We start from the raw sequence: 11,022 nt of genomic DNA, 5'->3' as shown, positions 1-11,022 counted from the left end.
CACGATCCTGTGGGGCGGCGCGTCGGGCCTGTCGGGCGGCGCGCGGGTGCCGCAGCCGGGCTGGCTCACCGAGGGCGGCGGCTACGCCACCGGCCTCGCCGCGGCCGACTTCGACGGCGACGGCGACACCGACCTGACGGTCACCAGCCGGCCCACCACCCGTGTCTACGAGGGCCCCTGGAAGCGCACGGGCGCCCCGAAGGTCGAGTACGACCTCGACGAGCTCGGCTCGACGCAGACCGTCATCGCCGGGGATCTGAGCGGCGACGGCGCGGCCGAGCGGCTCTACCCGTTCGGCTTCGACGGCGACGAGGGCGGCGCGGTCCGCTACCTCCGCTGGACCGGCACGGGCTATGAGAGGACCGACCTCGACACCGCCGACGGCGACCAGGGCTCGATCGGCGACATCGACGGCGACGGCTACGGCGACCTGGTCCTCGGCGACATCTCCCGGGGCGCCCACAAGGGCGGCGAGATCAGCGTCTGGTACGGCGGACCGACCGGCCCCGCCCCGGCGCAGACGCCGACCACCGTCCACCAGGACACCGCCGGGGTACCCGGCAAGGGCGAGTCGGACGACTGCTTCGGCTGCGCGGTGGGCGTGGGCGACATCGACGGCGACGGGTACGCGGACGTCGCGGTCGGCGCGCAGAACGAGGACGTCGGCGGCAAGCGGAACACGGGCGCGGTGACCGTGCTGTACGGCTCGGCCGCCGGCCTGACGACGCAGCGTGCGGCGACGTACACGCAGGCCACGGCCGGGGTACCCGGGGCCGCCGAGTCCCAGGACTGGTTCGGCTCGGCCGTCCGCCTGGCCGACGTCGACGGCGACGGCAGGGCCGACCTGGTCGCGACCGCCTACGGCGAGAACGACGCCGCCGGCGCCCTGTGGGTGCTGCGCGGCACGGCCTCGGGGCTCGCCGCGAAGGCCGCGAAGACGGTCTCCGCCCGCCAGGTCGGCCTGCGCGGCCAGTCCAACTTCGGCTGGACCCTCGCCCCGTGACGCCTGCCCTGGCGGCCCCCGCCCACGCGGTGGGCGCGGCCGCCCCGTACGACTTCAACGGCGACGGCCGCCGTGATGGCATCTCCACCGCCGGGACCCCGGCCCTCGGATCGGCCCTGGGCCGCTGACGGGGACCGATCAAGAATTGACCGAACTCCCGTACAACCCTCCGGTATCTCCAAGGGTCTTCTGCTCGCACACCTCGTACGTCCCTCTTCTCACACAGCATCTGTCACGTCACATGCCGCACGGCATACGGAAGTTGGGCCCGCCCCCGGCCGGCGCGGGCCCCGGCTCCCCTCTGGAGTTCCTCTTGCGCACCCGTCCGTTCCTCCTGGCCGCGGGCCTGCTCACGAGCACGCTGGCGCTGGCCGCGCCCACCGCCCACGCGGCGGGTACGGCCGCCCCGTACGACTTCAACGGCGACGGCTACCGCGACCTGGCGATCGGCGCCCCCGAGTCCCAGTGGGTCAACGCCCGCTCCATGGCGGCGATCGCCCAGGGCGCCTCCGGTGTCCCCGGCGCCGCGGAGGCCGGCGACGGCTTCGGCGGCGTCGCCATCGGCGACTTCACCGGCGACGGCTACGGCGACCTGGCCGTGGGCGCCCCCTACGAGTCCTTCGGCGGCGCCGAGGACACCGGCACGGTGACCCTTCTGCGCGGCACCGGTGTCGGCTACCTGCCGACGGGCGCCCGCGCCCTCTCCCAGTCCACCTCCGGTGTCCCCGACGGCGCCGAGTCCGGCGACCGCGTCCTGCTCTCCGACACCACGAAGGACGGCAAGGCCGACCTGAGCGTGGGCGGCACCGGCGAGAACGGCGGCGACGGCGCGATCTGGTGGCTGAAGTCGGCGACGACGTCGGGCGCGAAGTCCTTCGGGCCCGCGAAGTTCGGCATCTCCACCACCGGCACCCCGTCCTTCGGCTCCCCCCTGCGCGGCTGACCGCCCGCGCCCTCACCGACTCCCCCTCACCTTCACTCAAGGAAGACAACCTCATGAAGCGCCCCTTCCGGACCGCCCTGGCCGCGACGACGGTCGCCGCCCTGACCGGCGGCCTCCTCACGATCGTCACGGCCGCCCCGGCGTCCGCCGCCCCCGCGACGTACGCGGACGACTTCGACGGCGACGGCTTCCGCGACTACGCCGTCTACTCGTACGGCCCGGACGAGGCCAACAAGGGCGGCGGTGTCCTCGTCACCTTCGGCACGGCCGACGGCCCCGGCACGAAGACGCAGTTCATCGACCAGTCCAGCGCGGGCGTCCCCGGCACCGACGAGAAGGACGACTTCTTCGGCGAGGTCCGCACGGCCGCCGACTTCAACAAGGACGGCTACGGCGACCTCGCGGTGTCGGCCAACGGCGAGAACGTCGGCTCGTACAAGGACAACGGCACGGTCACCGTCCTGTGGGGCGGCGCGAAGGGCCTGTCCGGCGGCACCACCCTGCCCGGCAAGGGCGCGAAGGGCGCGTCCGGCCTCGCCTCCGACCTCGCCACCGGCGACTTCAACGGCGACGGCAACCAGGACCTGGCCCTCGTCCGCGACCACAAGACGTACGTCTACCGGGGCGCGATCACCAAGTCGGGTGTGAAGGGCTCGGTGACCGTCCTGGACAAGGACACCTCGTCGTTCTACTCCACCGCCGTCATCGCCGGGAGGATCGACAAGGACGGCAAGACCGACCTGGTCGTCATCGGCGACGTCGTCACCGACACGTACATCGCCTCCGACGCCTGGTTCATCAAGGGCGGCAAGACGAAGCTGTACCCCGGCAAGACCCTCCGTCTGGAGTCGGTGAAGGGCAACGGCGGCCAGGCCGAGCGGGGCGGCGACGGCGTGATCGCCGACTTCGACAAGGACGGCTACGGCGACATCGCGATCGGCACCCCGCTGTACGACAGGTACCGAGGCCGCGTGACCCTCTGGTACGGCGGCTCGACGGGCCCCTCCTCCAGGACGGCCCGCTTCACCCAGGCCACGAAGGGCATCAAGGACACCCCCGAGGTCGACGACGCGTTCGGCGCGTCCGTCTCCGCCGGCGACGTGAACGGCGACGGCTACCGCGACCTGGCCGTCGGCGCGTACGGCGAGAAGCTCGGCACCCACGCGTACGCCGGCGCCGTCCACGTCCTCCTCGGCTCCAAGTCCGGCCTCACCGGCACGGGTTCGCAGTGGTTCGCCCGCGACACCCCCGGCGTCCCCGGCGGCCTGGACGACGAGTCCTTCGGCAACACGGTCCGCCTCCGCGACACCGACCGCGACGGCAAGGCCGACCTGTACATCTCCGCGAACTACGGTTCGCTCGTACTGCGGGGTTCGACGAAGGGCATCACGACGACGGACGCGCAGCCGGTCAACGGCGACATCATCCCGGGCATGCTGCAGTAACCCCGGCGCCGCACGGCCGTCGGAACGGGGGCGGAGGCGCACTCGCGAAGGCCCACTCCAGCGCGGATAATTCCCTTATCGGACCAATGAGGGCATAACAAGCATTCGGAAAGCCGGCGATACCTCATGGCTGAACACCCCAACGCAGCGCTCGTCCGCAAGGGCTACGACGCCTTCACGCGCGGTGACATGGACACCCTCCGCGGCCTGATGGCGGCGGACTGTACGCATCACGTCCCCGGCAGCCACCTGCTCTCGGGCGACCACAAGGGCCAGGACTCGATCATCCAGCTGTACCAGCGGCTCTACGAGGAGACCGGTGGAACGTTCAGCGTCGACCTGAGCCATGTGTGCGTGGACGGCCGGGGCCACGCCGTCTCCGTGCACCGCTACACCGCCGAGCGCGGCGACAAGCGCATCGAACAGAACGGCTGCCTGGTCTTCCGCATCGTCGGAGACAAGATCACCGACATCGACGAGTGCCAGGAGGACCTGGACAAGGAAGCGGACTTCTGGTCCTGAGGCAGAGGAGTGGGGCGGGGGTGCTGAAGGGGGCCGCAGGCCCCCTTCAGGGGCGCGGGGAACTGCGCGCCCGACCCCGACCGCCTCGCACCCGCCACACAGCCCCGGCCACCCCACCCCTACGGCGTGTCGACGGCACCCTCGCGGCGAAGGGCCCCGTACGCGATGGCCGACGGAGCTCTGCCTCGGCCTGCCTCTCACCGGCGCGGCCCCCTCACTCGGCGCGGCCCCCCCCTCATTCGGCGCGTGGCTCCCCCCGCCCGGCTGGCGGCAGTCTCCCGGGGGCCCTCACCTGGGTCCATGTGTCCGCCCGGCAGGGCCCAGCAGTCGGTGGACGGCTCGCAGCGACGCTCGATGAGTAGCCCCCGGCTGTGGTTCTCCCCCACCCGGCGCGGCCCCTTTACCCGGCGCTCTGCTTCCTCGCCTTGGCCGCCGCCTTCATCTCCTGCTTGTGGGCCCGGACCTTGGCCAGTGACTCGGGCCCCTTGATGTCGGCGACGGAACGGAAGGAGTCCGGTTCGCCGTACGCCCCCGCCGCCTCCCGCCACCCCTCCGGCTGGACACCGAGCTGCTTGCCGAGGAGCGCGAGGAAGATCTGCGCCTTCTGGCGGCCGAAGCCGGGCAGGGCCTCCAGCCGGGCCAGGAGCTCCCGGCCCGTCCCCGCGTCCTTCCAGACCCCACTCGCGTCACCGTCGTAGTGCTCCACGAGGTACTGGCACAGCTGCTGGATCCGCTTGGCCATGGAGCCGGGGTAGCGGTGGACCGCCGGCTTGGTGGAGAGGATCTCGGCGAACGACTCCGGGGACATCGCGGCGATCTCGTGCGCGTCGAGGTCGTCCGCGCCGAGCCGCCCGGCGATGGTCGAGGGGCCCTTGAACGCCCACTCCATCGGCACCTGCTGGTCCAGCAGCATGCCGACCAGCGCGGCGAGCGGACTGCGCCCGAGGAGTGCGTCGGCCTCGGGATCCTGGGCGAGGTGAAGGGTGACGTCCATGCCCCTGATGATGGCGCGGACACCGACCCGCCGCAGCCCGGCCACCCCCGGGGCGCCGACCCATCGCAGCCGGCCACCCCCAGCGCCTACCCGCCGCAGCCCGGCGTCCCCCTACGGCCGCCAGTACCCCAGCGCCTGTATCCGCTGCTTCGGCAGGCCCAGTTCCTTGCGGAAGTACGTGGTGAGGGAGCGGGTCGTGGCGGTGTCGCAGGCGATCCAGACGTACGGGTCGGGGGTGCCCTCCAGCAGCGCGGGCGCGTCCGATCGCACCCGGGTGACGAGGTGCGCGCCGGCGTCCCGGCGGGGGACCGGGCGGAGGTCGTGGTGGTCGGGGTCGCGGCGGAGCGGGAGGCCGCCCACACCGTCGGATCCGTGCTCGGCCGGGGTCTCGAACCAGATCGTCGTGGGGGTCGAGGGCAGCGCGCCCAGCAGGGAGTTGATGGCAGGGAGCGAGGCCGGGTCGCCGATGGCGAGGATGTGGGAGGGGGCCGGGGCGGGGTCGGTGAAGCCGGTGCCGTGGACGGTCGCCTCGATCGTGTCGCCCGGCTTCGCGGAGCGCGCCCAGTCGCTGGCGCGGCCCTCGTGGAGGGCGAACTCCAGACTGAAGGTCCCGGCGGCCGGGTCGGGGTCGACCAGGGTGTACGCCCGCTGGTGCGGGCGGGCGGCGGCCCCCGTCTCCCCGGTGGGCGCGAACCAGAGCCGTACCCACATCGTGGGGTGGACGCCGGTCGTCGCGAGCATGCCGCCGTCGGTGAGGTGGATCCGCCGGTAGTCGTCGGTGACCTGTTCGGCGCCCGTGACGGTGAAGACGAAGTCCTTCGCGCGCAGCAGTTTGAGGACCGCGCCCTCCCAGCCGTGACCCTGCCCCATGACGCCTGCACCCTTCACGTACGCTTCCCTCACAATTGCTTAGGTGAGGCTAACCTAAACCACAGTTGCACGTCAGGGACAGACATGAGCACCGAGACTTACCGGGACGCCTGGGGCATCCCCCATCTCCGCGCCGCCGACGCCGGTGCGCTCGCCCGCGCCCAGGGCCGGGTCACCGCACATGACCGGGCCTGGCAGTTGGAGGTCGAACGCCACCGCTCCCAGGGCACCTCGGCGGCCTTCCTCGGTGCGGACGCGCTCGGCTGGGACCTGTTCGCGAGACGGGCGAGACTCGACGACACCGCCAGACGCTGCTTCGCCCGGCTGGAGGGACAGGACCCCGCCACCGCCGACTGGGTCCGCGCGTATGTCGACGGGGTCAACGAGGGGCTCGCCGAAGGGGCCCGGCGCGCGCCCGAGTTCGAGCGGGCCGGGCTCGCCCCCGGGCGCTGGGAGGACTGGCACCCGCTCGGGGTGTGGCTGGCCACGCACATCCTGTTCGCCGGGTTCCCCGCGAAGCTCTGGCGCGAGGAGGTCGTCCGCCACCTGGGCACCGACGCGGTGGGCCTGTTCGCCACCGACGGGCCCGGCACCGCCGGGAGCAACGGCTGGCTGGTCGACGGGTCCCGTACGGCCACGGGGCGGGCCGTCATCGCCGGTGACCCGCACCGGTTCATCGAGGAACCCGGGGTCTACCAGCAGATCCGCCTCTCCTGCCCCGAGTTCGACGTGGTGGGGCTCGCCGTCCCGGGCATGCCCGGCATCGCCCACTTCGGCCACACCGGGCACGTGGCCTGGGCGATCACCAACGCCATGGCCGACTACCAGGACCTCTATCGGGAGCGCCTGCGCCGCACCGCGACCGGGGGCGTCGAGGCGCTCGACCCGGACGGGCGGTGGCGCGCCGCGCACCGGCACGTGGAGATCGTCGAGGTCGCCGGCGGGGCCCCCGTCGAGGTGGAGGTCGTCGAGACGGCCCGGGGGCCGGTCGTCATCGGGGGCTGCGAGACGGGGGCCGACGGCGACGCGGGCACGGCCACCGCCTCAGGCAACCACGCCGGCACCTACGCCGACACGGGCACGGCCACCGGCGCCGACACGGGCATCGGCACGGGCACCGCCTCAGCCACCGACGCCGACGCGGGCACGGTCACCGACACCGGCATCGGCACGGGCATCGCCTCCGCGGCCGACGCAGGCGCGGGCACCCCTTCCGGTATCCCCTCCGTCGGTCCCATCAGCCTCCGCTACCCGCCGCGGGTCACCGAGGACCTCGGGATGAGCGCGCTGCTCCCCCTCCTCCGGGCGCGTGAGGTCGTCGATGTGGACCGGGCGCTGGATCTGTGGGCCGAGCCGGTGAACGTCGTGCAGGCCGCGGACACCAGGGGTGGCGTGCTGCACCGGGTGGCGGGGCGGGTGCCGGTCCGGAGCGCGGACAACCGCCGGAGAGTCGTTCCCGCGTGGGAGCCGGGCCATGCCTGGGAGGGCTGGCACGAGACGCCGTACGGCACGTTCGAGGACGGGGTCGCCGTCATGGCGAACCAGCGGGGCCCGGCGACCCCGCTCGGCGTGGAGTTCGCGCCGCCCCACCGGGCCGACCGCATCCGGGAGTTGCTGGCCGAGCGGCCGGTCTGGTCGGCACCGGACATGGCGGCCATCCACATGGACACCCACCTCGCCTCCGCCGGGCCCCTGCTGGACCACTTGGCCGCCCTTCCCGACGGCCCCGACGGACCCCACCGCTCAGACGGCTCGGACGGTCCCGAGGGCTCGGGCGGTTCGGGCGGCCCCGGGGGCCTCACCCCTGCCGCCGCCGACCTGCGCGCGCGGCTGCTGGGCTGGGACCGGCGGATGGCGGGCGACAGCGTCGAGGCCACGGCATACGGGGCGGTGCGCGGCGCGGTCGTACGACGGCTCGCCGCCCAGCCCGCCTTCGCGGCGCTGGCCGCGCCCCTGGCGTACCCGGAAATCTTCCGGCCCTGGCTCTCGCTCACCGTCCGGATCGGGTTCGCGCTCGAACATCTGCTGCGGGCCGAGGAGTTGTACGGGATCGACCGCGCGGGGCTGGTGCGGGAGGCGCTGGAGGAGGTGGCGGGCGGTGCGTTCGGGCCGTGGGGCGACAGCCACCGGCTCGCGCCGTGGCGGGCGCTCGGCCCCGCGGACCCGTCCGCGGCGCACGTGGAGCCGGGGCTCGCGGGTGACCACGACTGCGTGTTGTGCACCTCCGCCGTCCCCGGGATCACCGACCTCAGCGCGCGCGGCCCCGCCGCCCGTTACGTCTGGGACCTGGCCGGGCGTGAGGACAGCCTCTGGGTGGTGCCGTTCGGCGCGTCAGGCGTGACCGGCTCCGCCCACCACCGCGACCAGCTCCCCCTCTGGCTCCGCGGGGAGCTCGCACCGGTCGTGACCGACTGGGACCGGCTCACCAGGGACACCGACCACGGCGAGCACCACAAGAACAGCCAGGACAGCAAGAACAGCAAGAACAGCCAGGACAGCGAGGGGAACGACGATGAGCGTTGACGCGTACGGCGGGCGCGTGGCCGTCCACGAGCAGGTGATCGACGGCTTCGGGACCGTCCGCGTCCTGCCGCTGGACCCGAAGGCCGACGCCGGTGTCGTCCACGGCTGGGTGAGCGAACCCCGGGCCGCGTTCTGGGGCATGAACGGGCTCACCGAGGAGCAGGTCCGGGAGATCTACGCCCACCTCGACACCCTCGACACCCACCACGCCTTCCTCGCGCTGCACGACGGCGAGCCCGTCGGACTGCTCCAGACGTACGAGCCGGACGCCGACCGGGTCGGGGAGTGCTACGACGTCGAGCCCGGCGACATCGGCGTGCACGTCCTGCTGGCGCCCGCCGGGCGGGACGGGGCGCGGCCCGGCTGGTCGGCCTCGATGCTGGCGGCGTTCTCGGCGTTCGTGCTGGTGGGCCTCGACCGGCGGCGGGTGGTCGTCGACCCGGACGTGCGGAACGAGAAGGCGATCGCGCGGTTCCTGCGGCAGGGCTTCGAACGCGGGCCGGTGGTCGTGCTGCCGGAGATCGACCTGCCCGACGTGTATCTGCCGGAGAAGCGGGCGCAACTGGCGTTCCTGCGGCGGGAGACGGTGTCGGGGCCGCCGGTTCGGACGTAGCGTGGGCGGGTGACTCCTGAGGACCTGATCGCGCACTACGCGTTGGAGCCCATCCCCCGGGAGGGCGGGCGCTTCCGCCAGACGTGGGCGGGGCCCGAGCGGGGCGACGGGCGGCCGGAGGGGACCGCGATCGTCGCCCTGCTCACCACCGAACCGGGGGACTACTCGGCGCTGCACCGGCTGCCGACCGACGAGATCTGGCACTTCCACCTCGGCGACCCCCTCCGGCTGCTCCTCCTGCGCCCCGACGGCTCCTCCGACACCGTCGTGCTCGGGCCGGACGTGCTCGGCGGGCAGCACGTGCAGTACGTCGTGCCCGCCGGGACCTGGATGGGCGCGCGGGTGCTGGGCGGCGACGGGGCGTGGACGCTGTTCGGCTGCACGATGGCGCCGGGGTTCACCTTCGAGGGGTACGAGCACGGCGACGCGGGGGAGTTGGCGCGGCGGTACCCCGAGCGGGCCGCGCTCATCGCGGAGCTGGGGAGGGAATGAGGGCGGACGCCCGGGATGAGTGGTGAACACACGCTTCCCTGCGCCCGTACCTACTCGGAGGAATCCGAGCCGGCGACAGTGGATCCGGAGCACGACGTGGGCCGACGCAGTGACAGGGACGAGAGTCGACAGGGCGGAACCGGTGGGAGGGGCGTGAGGGGCCTTCCGTATGTCCGGCGCCTGGTGCTGCTCGGCACCGTGCTGGTCCTGTTCCTCCTCGGCGGGGCGGGGACCGCGTCGGCGCACGCCGCGCTCAAGGGCACCGATCCCGCCGACGGCAGCGTCCTCGACTCCGCGCCGAAGGACGTCACCCTCACCTTCACGGAACCGGTGAGCCTCCTCCAGGACTCCATCCGCGTCATCGACCCCGAGAACCGCGCGGTCGACACGAGCAAGCCGGGGCGGTCCGGCGACCGGTCCGACACGGCCCGCGTCACCCTGCCCGCGGGGCTGGCCGACGGCACGTACACCGTCGCCTGGCGAGTGATCTCCGCCGACAGCCACCCCATCTCCGGAGCGCTCCTCTTCTCCGTCGGCGAACCCTCCGCCACCTCCGCGACCCTCCCCGCCGACCTCACCGAGGACCCCCTCACCGCCTCCTTCTACGACATCACCCGCTACTTCGCGTACGGCGCCCTCGCCCTGCTCATCGGCGTCACCGTCTTCGTGACCGCGGTCCTCGGCCGGGCCAACGACACGCTCCGCAAGCTGCTCCTGTCCGGCTGGCTGGCCCTGACGCTGTCCTCGGTGGTCCTGCTGCTCCTGCGCGGACCGTACGAACGAGGCAGCGGCGTCGGCGCCGTCCTCGACCCGTCCGTCCTCGGCGGCACCGTCGGGACGCGTCCGGGCCTCGCGCTGCTGGCTCGGCTCACGCTGCTCGCGGTGGTCCTCTTCCTCCTCGTCCGGGTCCGCGGTCAGGAGAGCTGGGGCCGGGGCGCGGCCGGTGCCGGGGCGCTGCTCTCGATCGGGCTCGCCGGGACCTGGGCCGCCGCGGAGCACGCCTCCGCGGGCATCCAGGTGCCGGTGGCGATGACCTCCTCCGTGCTCCATCTGATCGCCATGGCCGTCTGGCTGGGCGGCCTGACCGCCCTGCTGACGGTGCTGTACCGGGCCCCGGAGACGCTGTCGGCCGCCGTCGTCACCCGTTTCTCCCGCCTGGCCTTCGCCTCGGTGGTCGTCCTGGTCGTCACCGGTGTCTACCAGTCCTGGCGCGGCCTCGGCTCCTGGTCCGCCTTCACCACCACGGCGTACGGCCAGGTCCTCCTCGCCAAGCTGGCGGCGGTCGCCCTGCTGCTGGCCGCGGCCGGGTTCTCCCGACGGTGGACGGCGCGGCTGGGCGCGGTGGCGGTCGGCGAGAACGACGAGAACGGCGAGAGTGCCCGAACCGGCGGGGCCGTCGTGGCGGAGGCTCGGGTGCCTCAGCCGGTGGGGGCCGTGGCCCGCGTGGACGGCGCGGCGGGGGCCGAGTCGTCCGCGGTTTCCACCGTCGATCCCGATGCCGACTCCGGCTCCGCCGAGGGCACCGACGCTGGTGCTGGCTCCGGCTCGGACTCCGGTAAGGGCACTGGTGCTGGTGCTGGCTCGGACTCCGGTAAGGGCACCGACGCCGGCACCGAC

11 protein-coding genes are annotated in these 11,022 nt (G+C 73.4%); 9 read left to right on the top strand and 2 right to left on the bottom strand.

Going from position 1 to position 11,022, the window contains the following annotated elements; genetic code table 11:
• The 5 genes from AOK23_RS35880 to AOK23_RS35865 all read left to right on the top strand — a co-directional run.
• A partial coding sequence (locus AOK23_RS35880; RefSeq protein WP_055716706.1) for an FG-GAP and VCBS repeat-containing protein occupies window positions 1–1,003 on the top strand: 1,003 nt, incomplete at its 5' end.
• Complete coding sequence (locus tag AOK23_RS51550) at window positions 1,000–1,131, top strand: hypothetical protein (RefSeq protein ID WP_276205787.1); 132 nt, start codon at window positions 1,000–1,002, stop codon at window positions 1,129–1,131. The genes AOK23_RS35880 and AOK23_RS51550, both read left to right, overlap by 4 nt.
• A gap of 185 nt (window positions 1,132–1,316) precedes the next feature.
• Window positions 1,317–1,946: an FG-GAP and VCBS repeat-containing protein gene (locus tag AOK23_RS35875; protein ID WP_157878247.1), complete on the top strand. Its 630-nt coding sequence runs from the start codon at window positions 1,317–1,319 to the stop codon at window positions 1,944–1,946.
• Window positions 1,947–1,999: 53 nt separating this feature from the next.
• Window positions 2,000–3,391 (top strand): FG-GAP and VCBS repeat-containing protein, encoded by a 1,392-nt coding sequence (locus tag AOK23_RS35870; protein WP_055716704.1) that lies wholly within the window; start codon window positions 2,000–2,002, stop codon window positions 3,389–3,391.
• Between the two features lie 126 nt (window positions 3,392–3,517).
• Window positions 3,518–3,913 carry a nuclear transport factor 2 family protein gene (locus AOK23_RS35865; protein ID WP_055716703.1) on the top strand — a complete coding sequence of 132 codons (396 nt, stop codon included), beginning with the start codon at window positions 3,518–3,520 and terminating at the stop codon, window positions 3,911–3,913.
• Between the two features lie 400 nt (window positions 3,914–4,313).
• On the opposite strand, the gene AOK23_RS35860 is transcribed toward AOK23_RS35865, so the two are convergent.
• On the bottom strand, window positions 4,314–4,907 hold the full coding sequence (locus AOK23_RS35860; protein WP_055716707.1) for an HhH-GPD-type base excision DNA repair protein: 594 nt from the start codon (window positions 4,905–4,907) through the stop codon (window positions 4,314–4,316).
• 111 nt (window positions 4,908–5,018) lie between these two features.
• Complete coding sequence (locus AOK23_RS35855; protein ID WP_055716702.1) at window positions 5,019–5,777, bottom strand: siderophore-interacting protein; 759 nt, start codon at window positions 5,775–5,777, stop codon at window positions 5,019–5,021.
• Between the two features lie 84 nt (window positions 5,778–5,861).
• Between AOK23_RS35855 and AOK23_RS35850 the strand changes: the two genes are divergently transcribed.
• The 4 genes from AOK23_RS35850 to AOK23_RS35835 all read left to right on the top strand — a co-directional run.
• On the top strand, window positions 5,862–8,300 hold the full coding sequence (locus tag AOK23_RS35850) for a penicillin acylase family protein (RefSeq protein ID WP_079049895.1): 2,439 nt from the start codon (window positions 5,862–5,864) through the stop codon (window positions 8,298–8,300).
• The gene (locus AOK23_RS35845; protein ID WP_055716701.1) at window positions 8,290–8,913 is read left to right on the top strand and encodes a GNAT family N-acetyltransferase; all 624 of its coding nucleotides are present in this window, start codon (window positions 8,290–8,292) and stop codon (window positions 8,911–8,913) included. The genes AOK23_RS35850 and AOK23_RS35845 overlap by 11 nt, the downstream gene beginning before the upstream one ends.
• A 9-nt stretch (window positions 8,914–8,922) precedes the next feature.
• Entirely contained in the window at window positions 8,923–9,405 is a 483-nt protein-coding gene (locus AOK23_RS35840; RefSeq protein WP_055716700.1) for a cupin domain-containing protein, read from the top strand.
• Window positions 9,406–9,420: 15 nt separating this feature from the next.
• Window positions 9,421–11,022: copper resistance CopC/CopD family protein (locus AOK23_RS35835; protein WP_107102954.1), on the top strand; the 1,602-nt coding region annotated here is incomplete at its 3' end.

Origin of the sequence: Streptomyces torulosus (assembly GCF_001419765.1) — a bacterium.
Lineage (GTDB): Bacteria > Actinomycetota > Actinomycetes > Streptomycetales > Streptomycetaceae > Streptomyces > Streptomyces torulosus.
This window is presented reverse-complemented; position numbering and strand designations above follow the sequence as displayed.

Excerpts from the sequence above, each read along its gene's own strand:
- AOK23_RS35870 (WP_055716704.1), top strand. The coding sequence starts at position 2,000 with ATGAAGCGCCCCTTCCGGACCGCCCTGGCCGCGACGACGGTCGCCGCC.
- AOK23_RS35865 (WP_055716703.1), top strand. The coding sequence starts at position 3,518 with ATGGCTGAACACCCCAACGCAGCGCTCGTCCGCAAGGGCTACGACGCC.
- AOK23_RS35860 (WP_055716707.1), bottom strand. The coding sequence starts at position 4,907 with ATGGACGTCACCCTTCACCTCGCCCAGGATCCCGAGGCCGACGCACTC.
- AOK23_RS35855 (WP_055716702.1), bottom strand. The coding sequence starts at position 5,777 with ATGGGGCAGGGTCACGGCTGGGAGGGCGCGGTCCTCAAACTGCTGCGC.
- AOK23_RS35850 (WP_079049895.1), top strand. The coding sequence starts at position 5,862 with ATGAGCACCGAGACTTACCGGGACGCCTGGGGCATCCCCCATCTCCGC.
- AOK23_RS35845 (WP_055716701.1), top strand. The coding sequence starts at position 8,290 with ATGAGCGTTGACGCGTACGGCGGGCGCGTGGCCGTCCACGAGCAGGTG.